Below are 18,584 nucleotides of genomic sequence, written 5' to 3'. Positions count from 1 at the left end.
CGGGACACGCGTCAATTGGAGAACCGATGAACTGGGCAGCGAGACTGATTGGCGGGCGTTTCCACTACGGCTGGTTGACCGTGGCGGTGGTGTTTCTGGTGTTGTTGGCGGCGGCCGGCACGCGCGCGACGCCGAGCGTGATGATGGTGCCGCTCGAGCATCAATTTGGCTGGAGCCGCGCGACGATTTCACTCGCGATCTCCGTGAACATCGCTCTTTACGGCCTGATGGGGCCGTTCGCGGCCGCCGCGATGCAGCGCTTCGGCGTGCGTCCGACGCTGCTCGCCGCGCTCGGCACGATGGCGGCGGGCGTGGCGCTGTCGTCGCTGATGACGCATCCGTGGCAGATGGTTCTGATCTGGGGCGTGATGGTCGGCGGCTCGACGGGTGTGGCGGCGCTGTCGCTGTCGGCCACCGTCGTGACACGCTGGTTCACCACGCATCGCGGGCTGGTGATGGGGATTCTCACCGCCAGTTCGGCCACCGGCCAGCTGGTGTTCCTGCCGATCCTCGCGGCCATCGCCGAGCACTACGGCTGGCGCCAGGTCGTGTGGGTCGTCGCCGGCGCGGCGGCAATCGTGTTGCCACTGGTTGCATTCCTGCTGCCGGAGCGGCCGGCCGACATGAAACTGCGTCCGTTCGGCGAACCGGCCAATGCCCCGATCACCACGACCGTCACAAAGCAGAATCCGCTGGCGATCGCCTTCGGCACCCTCGCAATGGCCAGCAAGACGCGCGATTTCTGGCTGCTGTTCTTCAGCTTCTTCATTTGCGGCGCGAGCACCAACGGCTACGTCGGCACGCATCTGATCGCAATGTGCGGCGACTACGGGATGACCGAAGTGCAGGGTGCATCGCTGCTCGCCGCGATGGGCATCTTCGATCTGTTCGGCACGACGCTGTCGGGCTGGCTGTCGGACCGCTTCAATAGCCGCGTGCTGCTGTTCTGGTATTACGGCCTGCGCGGCTTGTCGCTAATGTATCTGCCGCACGCGTTCGGCATCGACTTTTTCGGCCTGCCGGTTTTCGCAGTGTTCTACGGCCTCGATTGGATCGCCACCGTGCCGCCCACTGTGCGTCTCGCCACGGACGTCTACGGCAAGGAATCGGCCCCTGTCGTGTTCGGCTGGGTGGTCGCCGGTCACCAGTTGGGCGCGGCGTTCGCGGCGCTCGGCGCGGGGATGCTGCGTGCGAGCCTCGGTACCTACACGGTGGCGTCGATGATTTCGGGCGGCTTGTGTCTGGTCGCCGCCGTCATCGTGCTGCGCATCAACCGGCCGGCTCGGGTACCGGAGACGCAGGCGGTTTAAAGCAACACGTCAAAGCCAAGCGCTTGCACGCCAACGGCGCACACGGGGCCGTTTTCCATCGCACTCTACGTAAAAACTAACTGCACACTTGATGGAGCACGCGCGGTGAAGCCCGGTTATGCTATGTGGCCCCGGGCAGCCGCCCGTCGATCATGAATTTCGACCGAGAGAAGCGTATGGCCAACAAACCCGCCCCTACCGAAGTTGCCATTCACGAGCTGATTGCAGGCCGCTGGAGCCCGCGCGCGTATTCGAGCGAGCCGGTGAGCCGCGAGCAATTGCGTGCGGTTCTCGAGGCGGCGCGCTGGGCGCCGTCTTCGTATAACGCGCAACCGTGGCGTTTCCTCGTTTTTGACCGCAGTGTCGATGAAGTGGCCTTCAAGCAGGCTTTCGCCACGCTGGTGCCGTTCAACCAGGGCTGGAACGCGCCGGCGCCGGTGCTGATCGCCGTGACCACGCACACGCTCACCAACAAGGGCGAAGTGAACCGTGCCGCGTCGTACGATGCGGGTGCGGCGGCGATGTCGCTGGTCTTGCAGGCGCACGCACTCGGTCTCGCCGCGCATCAGATGAGCGGCTTCGACCCGAACGCGTTCCGCACGGCATTCAAGCTGCCGAACGACGTCGACGTGATCGCGATCATTTCGCTCGGCCACTATGGCGACGTCGATAAGCTCGATCCGGTGTTGCGCGAGCGTGAGAAGTCGGTGCGTCAGCGTCTGCCGCTCGCCGACATCGCGTATGGCGGTGGCTGGAAGAAGGCGTTCTGAGCGCCGCTCAGTCGTAGCAGGTCGTAGTATCAGGAAACGCGCGGCGCTGACCGCGCGATTTTTATTCGGCGTCGTCCGTGACGCTCGAAAGCGGCGCGGCGACATGCTCCAGCGATTTGCGCTCGGCATCCACGCCCCAGATCGAGGCGATCACCGCTGCCGCCAGCATCAGCCCCGAGCCGACCAGATAGCCCGAAAACACTTCGCTGCGTTGATGCGTGTCGATCAGCCGGCCGAAGAACGCCGGGCCGGCGATGCCGCCGAGGGCCGTGCCGAATGCGTAGAACACTGCGATCGCCAGGGCGCGGATTTCGAGCGGGAAGGATTCGCTGACCGTCAGATACGCCGAACTGGCCGCCGCCGATGCGAAAAAGAAGATCACCATCCAGGCGATCGTCTGCGTGACGACAGTCAGCAGATGTTGCTCGAACAGGTAGCCGCTCAGTGTCAGCAGAATCGCGGACAGTCCGTAGGTCGCCGCGATCATCTTGCGTCGGCCGATTACATCGAACAGTCGGCCCAGCACCAGCGGCCCGAGGAAGTTGCCGAGCGCGAACGGCAACAGATACCAGCCGATGCGCTCGCCCGGTACCTGATAGAAATCGGTGAGCACCAGCGCGTAGGTGAAAAAAATCGCGTTGTAGAAGAACGCCTGCGCGGTCATCAGCGACAGTCCGACTAGCGCACGGCGTCGATGCACGTTGAACAGCGTGTGGAACACCTCGCGCAGCGGCGTATGTCCGCGCGACCGCAGGCGCAACCCTTTCAGTTCATCGTCCACGAGTTGGTGGCCTTTATCGCGAAAACGCGTTTCGATGCCCTCGACGATGGAGCGCGCGTCGGGTTCGCCGCCGTGCGTGAGCAGCCAGCGCGGGCTTTCCGGCACCCACATGCGCATCGGCAGAATCGCGAGCGCCAGCACTGCGCCGATAAAGAAGCATGCGCGCCAGCCCCAGTCGGCAGGTAGCAGATGCGGATCGAGCAACACTAGCGAACCCGCCGCGCCCAGGCCCGCGCCGACCCAGAACGTGCCGTTGATACCCAGATCGGTCCAGCCACGCACGCGTGCCGGGGTGAATTCCTGGATTGTCGAATTGATCGCCGTGTATTCGCCGCCGATGCCCGCGCCAGTCAGAAAGCGAAACAGCAGAAAGCTAGCGAGATTCCACGCCAGCGAGGTGGCCGCGGTGGCGGCCAGATACAGCGCCAGCGTGATGAAGAACAGCTTGCGCCGGCCGAGCCGGTCGGTCAGCCAGCCGAAGCCGAGCGCGCCGAGCACCGCGCCGGCAATGTACGCACTGCCGGCGACGCCCACTTCGGCGTTGGTAAAGTGCAACGATGGGCTAGACTTCAACGCGCTTGCCACGGCGCCCGCCAACGTCACTTCAAGACCGTCGAGCAGCCAGGTCACGCCCAGCGCCACGACGATCAGCGAATGGAAGCGTCCCCAGGGCAAACGGTCGAGCCGCGAAGGGAGATCGGTTTCGACGACAGCGGACGTTTTTTCGTCGACAGCGGCGGTGGGCGGCGCGTGCATTGCTGGAAGTCTCCTGATTCTCGAAAATTGACGGCGTATCCTGTCCGAATGAGCAATTTTCGTTCCGCTGAACTGGTCCTGGTCATGATGGCGACCGTCCCCGAAGCGTTAGTTGATGCTGATTGGGCTTTCGTGATACAAAGCCGCTCCCCCTTCTGTCCGCGCCAGCCGTGAGCGGCGATTCCTGCCATGAACTATTGCGCGATTGACTTCGGTACTTCCAATTCGGCCGTCGCCGTGCCCGACGGCGCCGCACTGCGGCTTGCGCCGGTCGAAGGCGCCTACACGACGCTGCCGACCGCCGTCTTTTTCAACACCGACGAAAACACCCGCGAATTCGGGCGCTCGGCGCTGGAGGCGTACATCGACGGTTTCGACGGCCGCCTGATGCGTTCGATGAAAAGTATTCTCGGCTCGCCGCTCGCCGAGAATTCGACCGATCTCGGCGACGGCTCGGCGATCAAATACACCGACGTGATCGCGATTTTCGTCGACCACCTGAAACGTTCGGCTGAAGCCAGCGCCGGTGGTCCGATCAGCCGCGCCGTGCTGGGCCGCCCGGTGTTTTTCGTCGACGACGATCCGCGCGCCGACCAACTGGCGCAGCAGCAGCTCGAAGCGGCGGCGCGCTCGGTCGGTTTGCGCGAGATTCACTTCCAGTATGAGCCGATCGCCGCGGCGTTCGACTACGAATCGCATCTGACGGAAGAGGGCCTCGTGCTGGTGGCCGACATCGGCGGCGGAACGTCGGACTTTTCACTGGTGCGGGTCGGGCCGGAGCGGATGAAGCGCGTCGAGCGCAAAGACGATGTGCTGGCCCACCACGGCGTGCACGTCGCGGGCACCGACTTCGACCGCCGCGTCGAACTCGTGACGATCCTGCGCGAGCTGGGTTATCAAGCGCTCGACCCGGAAGGCCGCGAGATTCCGAACCGGATCTATTTCGATCTGGCAACTTGGCACCTGATCAACACCGTCTACGCGCCGAAGCGCGTCAGCGAACTCGCGCTGATGCGGCATCTGTTTACTGAGATCAAGCATCATGACCGGCTGATGCGGGTCGTGGAGCGGCGCTTGGGGCATGCACTGGCGGCGCACGCGGAAGAGGCGAAGATTGGCGTGGCGGCGGGCGGCGAGACTGTGATCGATCTCGATCAGGTGGAAGACGATTTGCGCCTTGCGTTCGACGAGGCTCAGCTCATCAAGGCCGGCCACGATGAGACGCTGCGTATCGTGCAGGCGGCGCGTGACACGGTGCAGGCAGCCGGCGTAGCCACGCGCGACGTCAGCGCGATTTACTTCACGGGCGGTTCGACCGGTCTGGCGTTCCTGTCCAGCGCATTGGCGGCTGCCTTTCCAGATGCGAAAGCGGTATTCGGCGATCGTCTCGCCAGCGTTGCAACGGGCCTTGGGATTCACGCACGGCGGGTGTTCGGATAACCAATCGCATACCGCGAAGATAATCCGTCTATCCAATTGCGACGGATATAAAAAAACCCCGCCGAGGCGGGGTTTTTTGCGTCCAGAAGGAAGCGTGCTTGCTTACACCGGCTTGATGTTAGCAGCTTGCTTGCCCTTCGGGCCCGTCTTCACTTCAAACGTAACCTTTTGGTTTTCTTGCAGCGTCTTGAAGCCTTCCGTGCGGATTTCCGAGAAATGCGCGAACAGATCTTCGCCACCGCCGTCCGGCGTGATGAAGCCAAAGCCCTTTGCGTCATTGAACCACTTGACGGTACCGGTTTCCATATTACTTGTTCCTAAAGATGGTGAATAAGGCCGAAGCCCAATGGGTGCATGAAAATCAAGGAAGGGGGTAATGGGACCAACCGGAGTACCGTTGATGGGCGAACTACGAAAGACCAATTCACTCGCCGCTTGAAATCCTGCCCGAACGTTATACGGCGATTTCGAGAGAAGGTCAACTGTCTCCCCACATCTTTGCGGAATTTTGATAGGTCGGCGCAAAAGTTGCTTACAAACCTTGCTATTCGTCCGAGAATTTTGCTAGGGAGAACCCTTAGTTTCACTGCAGCGCAAGGGTGCAACCGTTAAACTACGCGCCGCGCACCGGTTGCACCGGTCGCGCATGCATGCGCGTCACCCCGTCTCCAGCGCCACAAGCGATGTCACGCGGTGCCGACACATGGTTCTGGCTGCAACTTGCATGGGACCGGAGTAAGCGCTAAAGCACTAACTCCGGTCGACACAGGAGAAGACGTGAAAAGTTCTATACAGAGGAACATCGGGCCGTTCGCGCTGCTGCTGACCGGCTTGGGTTCGATCATCGGTTCGGGCTGGCTGTTCGGCGCGTGGAAGGCCGCAAAAATTGCCGGTCCGGCTGCCATTTGTGCATGGGTAATCGGTGCGGTCGTGATTCTCGCGATTGCGCTGACCTATGCCGAACTCGGCGCGATGTTCCCGGAGTCCGGCGGCATGGTGCGTTACGCGCGCTATTCGCACGGCGCGCTGGTTGGCTTCATCAGTGCGTGGGCCAACTGGATCGCCATCGTCTCGGTGATTCCAATCGAGGCCGAAGCATCCATTCAATATATGAGTACATGGCCGTATCCATGGGCGCATGCGTTATTCGTGAATGGCGAGTTAACGACCAATGGGTTATTGCTATCTGCCGCATTGGTGATCATTTACTTCCTGCTGAACTATTGGGGCGTCAAGCTGTTCGCGCGTGCCAATTCGGCGATCACGATCTTCAAGTTCCTGATTCCGGGTGCGACGATCGCCGGTCTGATGCTGACGGGCTTCCACAAGGAAAACTTCGGCGAAGCGAGCACCTTCGCGCCGTACGGTTGGTCGGCTGTGCTGACGGCGGTAGCGACGAGCGGCATCGTGTTCGCGTTCAACGGTTTCCAGAGCCCGATCAACCTCGCGGGTGAAGCGCGCAATCCGGGGAAGAGCGTGCCGTTCGCGGTGATCGGCTCAATCCTGTTGGCGCTAGTGATCTACGTGCTGCTGCAGATCGCGTATATCGGCGCGGTGAACCCAAGCGATGTGATGAAGGGCTGGGGCCACTTCAACTTCGCGTCGCCGTTCGCCGAACTGGCGATCGCGTTGAACCTGAACTGGTTGGCCATCCTGCTGTACGTCGACGCGTTCGTCAGCCCGAGCGGCACCGGCACGACCTATATGGCGACCACCACCCGCATGATCTACGCGATGGAGCGCAACAACACGATGCCGAAGATGTTCGGCAACGTGCACCCGTTCTACGGCGTGCCGCGTCAGGCGATGTGGTTCAACCTGCTGGTGTCGTTTATTTTCCTGTTCTTCTTCCGCGGTTGGAGCTCGCTGGCTGCGGTGATTTCGGTCGCGACGGTGATCTCGTACCTGACCGGCCCGATCAGCCTGATGGCGCTGCGCCGCGCGGCGACGGATCTGGAGCGTCCGCTGCACATTCCGGGCATGAAGATCATCGCGCCGTTTGCATTCGTGTGCGCGTCGCTGATCCTGTACTGGGCGAAGTGGCCGCTGACCGGCGAAATCATTCTGCTGATGGTCGTCGCGCTACCGGTGTATTTCTACTTCCAGGCGAAGTCGGGCTTCGGCGGCTGGGGCCGCGATCTGAAGGCAGCCTGGTGGCTGGTGGCCTATCTGCCGATCATGGCGACGCTGTCGCTGATCGGCAGCAAGGAGTTCGGTGGTCACGGCATCCTGCCTTACGGCTGGGACATGCTGGTGGTGATCGCATTCTCGCTGGTGTTCTACTACTGGGGCGTGAATAGCGGCTACCGCTCGGAGTATCTGGAAGAGCGTGAAACGCACGACGAAGTGCTCGAAGGCATCGGTGTGCATTAAGTTGTTGCGCTGACCCTGTCTGCCGGATCGCGGTTCGGCAGAGCATGCTGAAAAAAAGCCCGCCTGAATTGCTCAGGCGGGCTTTTTCGTTGATGCGCCGTTGCTGCGTTCCTGTTTTAGTCAGGCGGTGCCGAATACGTAGTTCGTCATTGCCAACGAGCGCTGGTAGGTTCCGAGCGACTGAATCGTCAGCGAATAATCGTCGTCGGCCGCACCGAGCGCCGCGAATACCGGCAGCAGATGCTCGTCGGTCGGATGCATCAGCACCGCGTGCGGCGCCTGGCGGCGGTAGTCGAGCAACGCGTCGATGTCGTGCGCGGCGAGCCTTGCCTCGAACCAATCGGTGAATTCGGCGACGCGCGGATCGGCGTCTTCCGGCCGCGCCGAAAAGTCGGCGGCACGCAGGTTGTGCGTGATCTGGCCCGAGCCGATCACCATCACGCCATCGTCCTTCAATGCACGCAGCGCCCGCCCGACACGGAAGTGATGCGCGGCGTCCATGTGCGGCTGGATCGACAACTGTGCGACCGGCACGTCGGCTTGCGGAAACATCAGCAGCATCGGCACCCATGCGCCGTGATCGAGGCCGTGCGGCTGGGCATCAGTCAGGATGCCGTGCTCGCCGAGCAGCACGGCGGCGCGGCGCGCCACGTCGGGCGCACCCGGAGCCGGGTACTGAATCTCGTACAACTGACGCGGAAAACCGTAGAAATCGTGGATGGTCTCCGGCGCGGTGGACGTGCTCGCCACCGGCTGTGCCGTGCCCCAGTGGGCCGACAGCATCAGGACGGCTTCCGGACGCGGCAATTGCGCCGACAGCGTGGCGAATTCTGCCGACGGCAGCGACGGGTCGATCGGCAGCGTGGGCGCGCCGTGGGAGAGGAAAAGCGACGGTAAGCGATTCATGGCAGCAATGCCGCCGCGTGAGGGCGGCGCAGAGGTTGGGTTGCTATCAATATAGGTCCGCACCGACGTTTGATAAACGGGTGAAAGCAGAATTGATTGTGTCGCAAATGTTGTTAATCGACTCGACACAGCGGCACGGCGCGACACAGCGCGGCGCGGCACAAACGCAATGCAGGCGTGAATTATTCCTGAGCGCCGCGCAATCCCGGCCACGCCGGCGACAACGCCGGGCCGAGCGCGAACAGATCCAGCACGCGTGCCACCGTATGATCGACCATCTCATCGATCGAGGCAGGCTGGTTATAGAAGGCGGGTAAAGGCGGAAAGATCACGCCGCCCATTTCGGTGACAGCCGTCATGTTGCGCAGATGCGCGAGATTGAACGGCGTTTCGCGCACTAAAAGTACGAGGCGGCGGCGTTCTTTCAGCGTGACGTCGGCTGCGCGGGTAATCAGGTTGTCGGAAAGGCCGTGCGCAACGCTGGCGAGCGTTTTCATCGAGCAAGGGGCAACCACCATGCCGTCGGTCGCAAACGAGCCGGACGCGATGCTCGCGCCGACGTCGCGGACCGAATGGACGACATCCGCGAGCGGATGCACGTCTTCTTTGCTCAACTGCAGTTCGTGCTGGATATTGAGCCAGCCGGCGCTCGAAATCAGCAGATGACTCTCGACGCCGCCCAGCTTGCGCAACGTCTCGAGCAACCGGATGCCGTAGATGGCGCCGGTCGCGCCGGTGATCGCGACGATCAGCCGGCGTGGCGCCGCAGCGCGTGTTTCCATGGCTGGCGGCGCCTTATTGGAGCAGGTGTTCGAACAGCGGCCGTTCAGACCGCGGCAAACAGTTGCTGCAGTTCGCCCGATTCGTACATCTCCATCATGATGTCCGAGCCGCCGACGAATTCGCCCTTCACGTAGAGCTGCGGAATGGTCGGCCAGTTCGAAAACTGCTTGATGCCCTGGCGGACTTCGTCGTCTTCGAGCACGTTGACGGTCTTGAACTCGCCGACGTTGCACGCCTTCAGGATCTGGATGGCGCGGCCCGAGAAGCCGCACATCGGGAACTGGGCGCTGCCCTTCATGAAGAGCACGACGTTGTTTTCGTCGACGATTTGCTTGATGCGTTGTTGCGTATCCATGACTGACCTTGCGGTTCCGTTATGTGTAGGGAATAGGCTGAAATGATAGCGGATTTCGGTAAGACCGGCCGAGGCCTGCTCTGGCCTCCTGGCTATTCAAGCCAGAAAGCTCAGCCGCGCAGCCGTCCGCCGCTGATTCGCTCGATGCCGGCGAGATCCTGCTCCGAGCGGACTTCTACGAAACCTTGTGCGGAAAGCAGTGCGCGAACGGCTTCTGCCTGATCGTAGCCGTGTTCGATCCACAATACGCCATTGGCGTTCAAACGTGTTGGTGCGCCGGCTACGATCGTGCGGATCGCGCTGAGGCCGTCGGCTTCGTCGGTGAGCGCGCCGCGCGGTTCGAAGCGCAGATCGCCTTCGAACAGATGCGGATCGCCGCTCGCGATATAGGGTGGATTGCTGGCGATTACGTCGAAGCGCGGCGTTGCGTCGAGCGTGTCGTACCAGTTGCTTTGCCTGAGCACCAAAGCGCCGCCGGGACGCTTGGCGTCCAGCAGGCGCGTGGCATTGCGCGTGGCGACCTCCAGCGCTTCGGCGGAACGATCCAGCGCCCAGACTTGCGCATCCGGCCGCATCGACGCAATCGCCACCGCGATCGCGCCGGTGCCGGTGCCGAGATCGAGCACGCGCGGCCGCGAGATGCCTTCCATCGCCGTCAGCGCTGTTTCGACCAGCAGTTCGGTTTCGGGGCGCGGTATCAGCACATCCGGCGTGACGTCGAAGTCGAGTCCGAAAAACTCCCGTGTGCCGACCAACTGCGCCACCGGCTCGCCGGCTCCGCGCCGCGCTTCCAGCGCCTGGTAGCGGGCGACCGCAGCCGCGTCCAGCACATCGTCGCTGCGCGTAATCAACTCAGTGCGCCGCCAGCCAAGCACGTGCGTCAGCAGAATGCGCGCTTCGAGCGGCGGCAGCGGCGAGGCGCGCAACAGCGCGGCGGGCGTGTCCAGGCTCATTCGCGCTTAGTCCGCATCGCCCAGCGAAGCCAGCAACTCCGCCTGATGCTCGCTGACCAGTGCCGCGATCAATTCGTCGAGATCGCCGTCCATGATCGCGTCGAGCCGATACAGGGTGAGATTGATCCGGTGATCGGTCAGACGCCCTTGCGGGAAGTTGTACGTGCGAATCCGCTCCGAGCGATCGCCCGAGCCGATCAGGCTCTTGCGCGTTGCCGCTTCCTTCGCTTGCTGCTCGTGCGACTGCTTGTCCTTGATGCGCGCGGCCAGCACCTTCAGCGCGCGATCCTTGTTCTTATGCTGTGACCGGTCGTCCTGACATTCGACGACGATGCCGGTCGGCAAGTGCGTCACCCGCACAGCCGAGTCGGTCTTGTTGATGTGCTGCCCGCCCGCGCCGGACGCACGGAACGTGTCGATTCGCAAATCGGCCGGATTGATCTCGACTTCGCCGATTTCATCCGCTTCGGGCATCACGGCGACCGTGCACGCCGACGTATGAATGCGACCCTGCGTTTCGGTTGCCGGCACGCGTTGCACGCGATGCCCGCCGGACTCGAACTTGAGTTTCGAATAGGCCGCTTCGCCGGCGATCCGCACGATCACTTCCTTATAGCCGCCGAGGTCCGATTCGCTCGCCGACATCATCTCGACTTGCCAGCGATTGCGTTCGGCGAAGCGCAGATACATCCGCAGCAGGTCGCCCGCGAACAGCGCGGATTCGTCGCCGCCGGTGCCGGCGCGGATTTCGAGGAAGATGTTGCGGTCGTCGTTCGGATCTTTCGGCAGCAGCATTTTCTGCAATTCGGCGCCGAGCTTGTCCATCCGCTCGCGCGCCGCGCGAATTTCCTCTTCCGCGAAGTCGCGCATCGAGGTGTCCGCCAGCAGTTCCTGCGCGGTCGCCGCGTCGGTCATGGCCTGGCGCCACAGCGCGTAATGCTCGACGACCGGCCCGAGCTCGGCGTGTTCGCGCGTGAGCTTGCGGTATTGGTCGAGATTCGCGGTGATGTCCTCGCGGCTCAACAGGTCGTTCAGTTCGGCCAGCCGGGTAGTGAGCTGGTCGAGCTTGCGTTGCATGCTCGTTTTCATCGGACGGGTTTCGGAGCGGGCTCCGGAAAGGACGACGACTAGGGAAGTGGGCAGATGCCCTGTTCAGAAGCACGCCGCGGGCCACTTTCGGGTGGCGCGGACGGCGCGGCAGTGGCTGCGCCGCTAACGCTCCGAAGAACCGGAGTGTTTGTAGAAGCCGCTCATCAGTTCGATGAGCGTGTCACGGTTTTCGCTGCTCGCGCGATTGAGTGCGTGCGTCGGCCCGTGAATCAGTTTGTTGGTCAGCGATTGCGACAGTGCCTCGAGCACCGCGGCCGGATCGTCGCCGCGCGCGAGCATTTTCTGCGCGCGTTCGACTTCGGCGCGGCGCAGCACGTCGGCTTGCGTATGCATGTGGCGAATCACCGGCACGATGCTGCGCGCGTCGAGCCATTGCATGAAATTCTGCACGCGCGTTTCGATGATCGCTTCGGCCTGCGCAACGGCGGCTTGCCGCGATGCGTTGCCTTCGCGGACGATCGCGCCGAGGTCGTCGACGGTGTACAGGAAGACGTCTTCGAGCTGGCCGACTTCAGGTTCGATGTCGCGCGGCACCGCCAGGTCGACCATGAAAATCGGCCGGTGACGGCGCGCTTTGACCGCCCGTTCCATCGCACCCAGACCGATGATCGGCAAGGTCGAAGCGGTACACGACACGATGATGTCGAACTCATGCATCCGCGTGGGCAATTCCGACAGTGGAATGGCGCGCCCGTTGAAGCGTTCGGCGAGTCGCGTGCCGCGCTCGGCGGTGCGGTTCGCGACCACCAGCTCGCGCGGCTGCTGGGCGGCGAAGTGGGTTGCGCACAACTCGATCATTTCGCCCGCGCCGATGAACAGCACGCGCTGGTTCGAGACCTTGTCGAAAATGCGCTGAGCGAGCCGCACGGCCGCCGCCGCCATGGAAACCGACTGTGCGCCGATTTCGGTCGTGCTGCGCACTTCCTTCGCGACGGCGAAGGTGCGCTGGAACAACTGGTTCAGATACGTGCCGAGCGCGCCGGCTTCGGACGCGGTGCGCACCGCATCCTTCATTTGTCCGACGATTTGCGTCTCGCCGAGCACCATCGAATCCAGCCCTGACGCAACGCGAAACGCGTGGCGTACGGCTTCCGACTGCGGCAGCGCATACACATGCGGCGCGAGTTCGTCGACGGGCAGGTTGTGGTACTTCGAGAACCACTGGATCGCGGCTTCACGCGCGGCCTGGTCGTCGGTCGCGCAGTAGAGTTCGGTGCGATTGCAGGTAGAGAGAATGGCGGCTTCCGGCGCCGTGCGCGCGGTGCGACCGAGCCAGACGCTCTTGAAGGTATCCAATGCGGGCTTGATCTGTTCGAGCGGAAACGCCACGCGTTCGCGCAAGGCGACAGGCGCAGTGTGGTGATTGATTCCGATCGTTAGAAGCTGCATATGGGGAACTATGGTTTAGCCCAATATTATAGCGTTTTCACGATTCTTTCATTCTGCGCGCGTCATCCGGCCTCCACAACGGCTTCCGGCGGCACTGCATCGAGCTGGTAGCCGTAGCCGTAGAGCGGCGTCAGGCAATAGCCGTGCTCGGGGCGCAATTGCAATTTGGTCCGCACGCGCGACGCATGGGTGTCGACGGTACGCGACCTTACGTCGCGGTGGCGCGTCCAGACGGTTTCGAGAATATGCGCGCGCGACACCGCCCACGACAGATTGGCAAACAGCAGCAGCGCAAAGCGGAATTCCTTCGGGGTTAGTATGGCGGTCCGGCCGCGGAAAGTGACGGAGAAGTGTGCGGCGTCAAACGTATAGCCGCCAATCGTGTCGCGCCGCCGGTTCTGCGGGCGCCGCAGGCCCGCACGGCGCAGTAGCGCGTTGACGCGCGCCAGCATTTCCGGTCCGCGAACCGGTTTGCTCAGGCAGTCGTCGGCGCCGGCGTGCAGCGCGGCGACGATCTGGCTTTCGCGTGGCTCGGACAACAGAACGATCACCGGCAAGCTCGGCAGAAGGGAGCGGGCACGCGGGATCACGGCTTCGGCGGAGCGGTCACCGGCCCAACTTTCAGTGAGAAGAAGATCGAAGAATTCGTCTGCGGCGCGGCTCAGGAACGGCGCGCTGGTGGCGAAGTGCTGGCAGGCATGGCCGCCCGCAAAGATCAGCCGGCCAACCAGTTCAGCGTGACGCAAGTCCGGCTCGATAAGGGCGATTCGCATGCCGCCTGTTTAGCAGGCCACGCACCGGCACTAGGTTTCTTCGTAAGGCTTACAACTTGCCTAACATCACCCCGACCCCTAAACTCAACCGCTATGCGGAAAGCGCCGTGCAGACCTATATAGTGAAAGAGACAAAAATGCTAACTGGAGAGGCGCCGTGCGGCCATGAGACAAATCTGAAACTGCGCGAGGCCGGTCGCTGATGGGGTGGCCCGGAATTGTGGTGCTGGGCGCAGTGATCGGCCTCGCGGGCTGGTGGCTGCATCCGCTGCGCCGCTCGAGCCGCGCGCAATGGTGGATGGCGCTGCTGGCGGGCGTACTGGGTGCGGGTGTCGCGCGAATGGCCGGCAACGTAGTTGGTCTCTTTCATGATGGTGATACGCTCGAATGGCCGGTGTGCGCCGCCATTGCGTTGATCGCCGTTGCCGTGACGGTCGGCTTGCTTTCCCGTCGATGAATACTTGCAGGTGACTCCGATGAATGCCCGACTTCCCGAAACTTCCTCCATTCCCGAACGGCTTGCCACATTGCGCCGCGCGATGGCGCGTGAAGGCGTGGCCGCCTACCTGGTGCCGTCCGCCGATCCGCATCTGTCCGAATATTTGCCTGGCCGCTGGCAGGGCAGACAGTGGTTGTCGGGCTTCACCGGCTCGGCCGGCACGCTGATCGTGACCGCCGATTTCGCCGGTGTGTGGACCGACAGCCGCTATTGGGAACAGGCCAACGCACAACTCGCCGGTACCGGCGTGCAGTTGATGAAGATGACCGGCGGCCAGCAAACCGCGCCGCATTTCGACTGGCTCGCGCAGAACGTTGCGGCCGGCGGCACCGTCGGCGTCGACGGCGCGGTGCTTGACGTGGCGGCGGCGCGAGCGTTGACCCAGGCGCTCACCGCGCGCGGCGTGAAACTGCGCACCGACGTCGATCTGTTCGACGCGATCTGGCCGCAGCGTCCGTCATTGCCCGTCGCCGCCGTGTTCGAGCACGCGGCGCCGCATGCGAGCGTGGCTCGCGCGGAAAAGCTCGCGCAGATTCGCCGCGCGATGGTGGAGAAGGGCACGCAATGGCACTTCATCTCCACGCTCGACGATCTCGCGTGGCTGCTCAATCTGCGCGGCGCCGACGTGAGCTACAACCCGGTGTTCGTCGCGCATGCGCTGGTCGGTCTGGAGCACGCGTCGCTGTTCGTCTCGGACGGCAAGGTGCCGCAGGCGCTGGCCGACGCGCTCGCGCGGGACGGCATCAGCGTCGAGCCGTACGCGAAGGCGGCAGATGCGCTCGCCGCCCTGCCCACCGGCAGCACACTGCTGATCGACCCGCGCCGGATTACTTTTGGTTCGCTGCAATCGGTGCCGTCGACGGTGAAGATTGTCGAGGCAGTCAATCCGTCCACGTTCTTCAAATCGCGCAAAACCGAAGCCGAAGCGGAGCACGTGCGCGAGACGATGGAGCAGGATGGGGCGGCGCTCGTGGAATTTTTCGCATGGTTCGAAAGCGCGCTCGGCCGTGAAACGGTCACTGAACTGACCATCGACGAACGTCTGACGGCAGCGCGTGCGCGCCGTCCGGGCTTTGTGTCGTTGAGCTTCGCGACCATCGCCGGCTTTAACGCGAACGGCGCGATGCCGCACTACCGCGCGACCGAAGAATCGCATTCGGTCATCGAAGGCAACGGCTTGTTGCTGATCGATTCGGGCGCGCAGTACCTGAGCGGCACCACTGACATCACCCGCGTCGTGCCGGTCGGCACCGTCAGCGATGAGCAACGGCGCGATTTCACGATCGTGCTGAAAGGCACGATGGCGCTGTCGCGCGCGCAGTTCCCGCGCGGCATCCGTTCGCCGATGCTCGACGCGATCGCCCGCGCGCCGATCTGGGAAGCCGGCGCCGATTACGGCCACGGCACGGGCCACGGCGTGGGCTACTTCCTGAACGTGCACGAAGGCCCGCAGGTGATCTCGCACTACGCGCCGGCCGAACCGTGGACGGCGATGGAAGAGGGCATGATCACGTCGGTCGAGCCGGGCATTTACCGGCCGGGCAAGTGGGGCATACGGATCGAGAACCTTGTGCTGAACGTTCCGGCGGAGAAAACCGAGTTCGGCGACTTCCTCAAGTTCGAGACGCTGACGCTGTGCCCGATCGACACGCGTTGCCTCGACCTGTCGCTGCTGCGCGACGACGAACGCGCGTGGCTGAACGCCTATCACGAGAAGGTGCGCACGCGCCTGTCGCCGCATGTGTCGGGTGACGCGAAGGCGTGGCTGGCGTTGCGTACGCAACCTGTCTGATCGCAGCAACGACGTAATTTACGGAGAGTGCATGGCCATCAAGGCAGTCGTGTTCGATTTCGGCGGCGTGCTGATCGACTGGAGCCCCGAGTATCTGTATCGCCATTTGATTCCGGACGAAGCCGAGCGCCGCTGGTTTTTGACCCACGTCTGTTCGATGGACTGGGTGATCCGTCAGGACGGTGGCCAGCCGATCGTCGAGGCGACTGACGAGCTGATCGCGAAATTTCCCGATCATGAGCCGCTGATCCGCGCGTTTTACGAGCGTTGGCACGAGATGCTGGGCGGCGTGCTGGAAGCGGGCGTGGCGACGATGGCAAAGCTCGAGGCGTCCGGCGTGCCTTTGTTCGGGCTGACGAACTGGTCGGCGGAGACGTTTCCGTATGCGTGGGAGCACTACCCGGTGTTGCGGCGGTTTCGCGACATCGTCGTGTCGGGGCGCGTGAAGCTGGTGAAGCCCGATCCGGCGATCTTCGCGGAAATGCGCCGGCGCATTGAAGCGCAATTGCCGGGCGTCCAGCCCGCCGAACTCGTCTTCATCGACGACAATCTGAAAAACGCCGAGGCCGCGACGGCACTCGGCTGGCACAGCGTGCATCACACCAGCGCCGCGCGAACCGAAGCGAAGTTGCGCGAGTTGGGTTTGCCGGTTTAAGCGGTGAGGCATCGGCGTCTTGCGCCGATGCCTACTGACCGGGCAGATTTTTCAGCGCGTTACTCGTGCGCGGCACCGCCCATTCAGCAAGCGCCGGTCGCCGCTGAGATTTACCGCGTGATCGGCTTGTAACGCAGGCGCTTCGGACGCGCGCCTTCTTCTCCGAGACGCGCGCGCTTGTCCGCTTCGTATTCCTGGTAGTTGCCGCCGAAGAACGTGATTTGCGAATCGCCTTCGAACGCGAGGATGTGCGTCGCGATCCGGTCGAGGAACCAGCGATCGTGCGAAATCACCAGCACGGAGCCGGCAAATTCCAGCAACGCGTCTTCGAGCGCGCGCAGCGTTTCGACGTCGAGGTCGTTCGACGGTTCGTCCAGCAGCAGCACGTTGCCGCCCGCGATCAGCGTCTTCGCCAGATGCAGCCGGCCGCGCTCACCGCCCGACAGATTGCCGACGACCTTCTGCTGATCGCCGCCCTTGAAATTGAAGCGGCCGATATACGCACGCGAAGGCGTTTCGTACTTGCCGACCGTCAGCACATCCGCACCGCCGGAGATTTCCTCGAACACGGTCTTCGAACCGTCGAGCGCGTCGCGGCTTTGGTCCACGTAAGCGAGCTTGACCGTCGGCCCTTGCGCGATCTCGCCCGAATCCGGCTGTTCGCGGCCGGTCAGCATGCGGAACAGCGTCGACTTACCCGCGCCGTTCGGCCCGATGATGCCGACAATCGCGCCCGCCGGAATCTTGAAGCTGACGTTATCGAGCAGCAAACGGTCGCCATACGACTTGCTGACGTTCTTGAACTCGATTACTTCATTGCCGAGGCGGTCGCCGACCGGAATGAAGATTTCCGAGGTTTCGTTGCGCTTCTGGTAGTCCTGGCTATTCAGTTCCTCGAAGCGGGCGATACGTGCCTTCGACTTCGCCTGACGCCCCTTCGGATTCTGGCGCACCCACTCCAGTTCCTTCTTGATCGCCTTCTGACGCGCCGATTCCGACGACTCTTCCTGCTTCAGGCGCTCTTCTTTCTGGTCGAGCCAGCTGCTGTAGTTGCCCTTCCACGGAATGCCGTGGCCGCGGTCGAGTTCGAGAATCCACTCGGCGGCGTTATCGAGGAAGTAGCGATCGTGGGTCACGGCGACGACGGTGCCCGGGAAGCGCGTCAGGAACTGTTCGAGCCAGTCGACCGATTCCGCGTCCAGGTGGTTGGTCGGCTCGTCGAGCAGCAGCATGTCCGGTTTTTCGAGCAGCAGCTTGCACAGCGCGACGCGGCGCTTTTCGCCGCCGGACAGATGCTCGATCTTCGCGTCCCATGCCGGCAGACGCAGGGCGTCGGCGGCGATTTCGATCTGCTGCTCGGCATTGCCGCCGTCCGAGGTGGCGAGGATCGCTTCGTACTTCGCCTGTTCGGCCGCGAGCGCGTCGAAGTCGGCGTCCGGCTCCGCGTAGGCCGCGTAGATTTCGTCGAGCTTCTTTTGCGCGTTGAACACGTCGCCGAGGCCTTCTTCGACCGCTTCACGCACCGTCTTGTTCGGATCGAGTCGCGGTTCCTGCGGCAGATAGCCGATGTTCAGGTTCGGCATCGGCGTGGCTTCGCCTTCAATGTCCTTATCCACACCGGCCATGATGCGGATCAGCGTCGACTTGCCCGAGCCGTTCAGGCCGAGCAAACCGATTTTCGCGCCGGGGAAAAACGACAGCGAGATGTCTTTCAGGATTTGACGCTTGGGCGGCACGATTTTGCCGACCCGGTTCATGGTGAAGACGTATTGGGCCATTTGCTTGCAATAGACGTTGACGCCGCCAGCCGCGTGAGGGCGGCGGTCGTGGGTGGATGGGTAACGGGTGTTATGACCGGGTGGTGCGCCGGTTCCGGCCAGCGCGGCGTCGAGCTAAAGTTGCCGCGCGCGCGGGCGGTGAGGTGCCATTGTACTTCGGG

General features: G+C 63.1%; 17 protein-coding genes. 7 read left to right on the top strand and 10 right to left on the bottom strand.

Annotation, left to right across the window (positions count from 1 at the left end; genetic code table 11):
• Positions 1-26: 26 nt before the first annotated feature.
• A complete protein-coding gene (locus AC3WOG_RS18720) occupies positions 27-1,310 on the top strand; it encodes an MFS transporter (protein ID WP_492579343.1) in 1,284 nt (427 codons plus the stop codon).
• Positions 1,311-1,486: 176 nt separating this feature from the next.
• A complete protein-coding gene (locus AC3WOG_RS18715) occupies positions 1,487-2,080 on the top strand; it encodes a nitroreductase family protein (protein WP_492579342.1) in 594 nt (197 codons plus the stop codon).
• 61 nt (positions 2,081-2,141) lie between these two features.
• Here the strand turns inward: AC3WOG_RS18715 and AC3WOG_RS18710 are convergent, their stop codons facing one another.
• Entirely contained in the window at positions 2,142-3,617 is a 1,476-nt protein-coding gene (locus AC3WOG_RS18710) for an MFS transporter (RefSeq protein ID WP_492579341.1), read from the bottom strand.
• Between the two features lie 189 nt (positions 3,618-3,806).
• Between AC3WOG_RS18710 and AC3WOG_RS18705 the strand changes: the two genes are divergently transcribed.
• Positions 3,807-5,057: an Hsp70 family protein gene (locus AC3WOG_RS18705; RefSeq protein ID WP_492579340.1), complete on the top strand. Its 1,251-nt coding sequence runs from the start codon at positions 3,807-3,809 to the stop codon at positions 5,055-5,057.
• Between the two features lie 102 nt (positions 5,058-5,159).
• Here the strand turns inward: AC3WOG_RS18705 and AC3WOG_RS18700 are convergent, their stop codons facing one another.
• A complete protein-coding gene (locus tag AC3WOG_RS18700) occupies positions 5,160-5,363 on the bottom strand; it encodes a cold-shock protein (protein WP_007180251.1) in 204 nt (67 codons plus the stop codon).
• A gap of 471 nt (positions 5,364-5,834) precedes the next feature.
• On the opposite strand from AC3WOG_RS18700, the gene AC3WOG_RS18695 reads away from it, so the two are divergent.
• The gene (locus AC3WOG_RS18695; RefSeq protein ID WP_492579339.1) at positions 5,835-7,430 is read left to right on the top strand and encodes an APC family permease; all 1,596 of its coding nucleotides are present in this window, start codon (positions 5,835-5,837) and stop codon (positions 7,428-7,430) included.
• A 120-nt stretch (positions 7,431-7,550) separates the two neighbouring features.
• On the opposite strand, the gene AC3WOG_RS18690 is transcribed toward AC3WOG_RS18695, so the two are convergent.
• The 7 genes from AC3WOG_RS18690 to AC3WOG_RS18660 all read right to left on the bottom strand — a co-directional run bounded on the left by AC3WOG_RS18690 (position 7,551) and on the right by AC3WOG_RS18660 (position 13,699).
• The gene (locus AC3WOG_RS18690) at positions 7,551-8,336 is read right to left on the bottom strand and encodes a DODA-type extradiol aromatic ring-opening family dioxygenase (RefSeq protein WP_492579338.1); all 786 of its coding nucleotides are present in this window, start codon (positions 8,334-8,336) and stop codon (positions 7,551-7,553) included.
• Positions 8,337-8,518: 182 nt separating this feature from the next.
• Positions 8,519-9,118 carry a UbiX family flavin prenyltransferase gene (locus tag AC3WOG_RS18685; RefSeq protein ID WP_492579337.1) on the bottom strand — a complete coding sequence of 200 codons (600 nt, stop codon included), beginning with the start codon at positions 9,116-9,118 and terminating at the stop codon, positions 8,519-8,521.
• Positions 9,119-9,162: 44 nt separating this feature from the next.
• Positions 9,163-9,474: a Grx4 family monothiol glutaredoxin gene (grxD, locus tag AC3WOG_RS18680; protein WP_341314174.1), complete on the bottom strand. Its 312-nt coding sequence runs from the start codon at positions 9,472-9,474 to the stop codon at positions 9,163-9,165.
• Positions 9,475-9,584: 110 nt separating this feature from the next.
• Positions 9,585-10,427 carry a peptide chain release factor N(5)-glutamine methyltransferase gene (gene prmC, locus AC3WOG_RS18675; protein WP_492579336.1) on the bottom strand — a complete coding sequence of 281 codons (843 nt, stop codon included), beginning with the start codon at positions 10,425-10,427 and terminating at the stop codon, positions 9,585-9,587.
• Between the two features lie 6 nt (positions 10,428-10,433).
• Positions 10,434-11,516, bottom strand: coding sequence for a peptide chain release factor 1 (gene prfA, locus AC3WOG_RS18670; protein WP_410837596.1), 1,083 nt, complete (start codon positions 11,514-11,516; stop codon positions 10,434-10,436).
• 123 nt (positions 11,517-11,639) lie between these two features.
• Positions 11,640-12,926 (bottom strand): glutamyl-tRNA reductase, encoded by a 1,287-nt coding sequence (gene hemA, locus AC3WOG_RS18665; protein WP_492579335.1) that lies wholly within the window; start codon positions 12,924-12,926, stop codon positions 11,640-11,642.
• Between the two features lie 62 nt (positions 12,927-12,988).
• Complete coding sequence (locus tag AC3WOG_RS18660; RefSeq protein WP_492579334.1) at positions 12,989-13,699, bottom strand: response regulator transcription factor; 711 nt, start codon at positions 13,697-13,699, stop codon at positions 12,989-12,991.
• Positions 13,700-13,901: 202 nt separating this feature from the next.
• Between AC3WOG_RS18660 and AC3WOG_RS18655 the strand changes: the two genes are divergently transcribed.
• The 3 genes from AC3WOG_RS18655 to AC3WOG_RS18645 are packed head-to-tail and all read left to right on the top strand — an operon-like array spanning position 13,902 to position 16,645.
• Positions 13,902-14,156, top strand: coding sequence for a hypothetical protein (locus AC3WOG_RS18655; RefSeq protein ID WP_492579333.1), 255 nt, complete (start codon positions 13,902-13,904; stop codon positions 14,154-14,156).
• A gap of 19 nt (positions 14,157-14,175) precedes the next feature.
• Positions 14,176-15,990, top strand: coding sequence for an aminopeptidase P family protein (locus tag AC3WOG_RS18650; protein WP_492579332.1), 1,815 nt, complete (start codon positions 14,176-14,178; stop codon positions 15,988-15,990).
• A gap of 31 nt (positions 15,991-16,021) precedes the next feature.
• Positions 16,022-16,645, top strand: coding sequence for an HAD family hydrolase (locus AC3WOG_RS18645; RefSeq protein WP_492579331.1), 624 nt, complete (start codon positions 16,022-16,024; stop codon positions 16,643-16,645).
• A 110-nt stretch (positions 16,646-16,755) separates the two neighbouring features.
• Here AC3WOG_RS18645 and ettA read toward each other — a convergent pair whose 3' ends face one another.
• Positions 16,756-18,423 (bottom strand): energy-dependent translational throttle protein EttA, encoded by a 1,668-nt coding sequence (gene ettA, locus AC3WOG_RS18640; protein WP_492579330.1) that lies wholly within the window; start codon positions 18,421-18,423, stop codon positions 16,756-16,758.
• Positions 18,424-18,584: the final 161 nt, after the last annotated feature.

The organism is Paraburkholderia sp. FW306-02-B, assembly GCF_058782725.1.
This window is presented reverse-complemented; position numbering and strand designations above follow the sequence as displayed.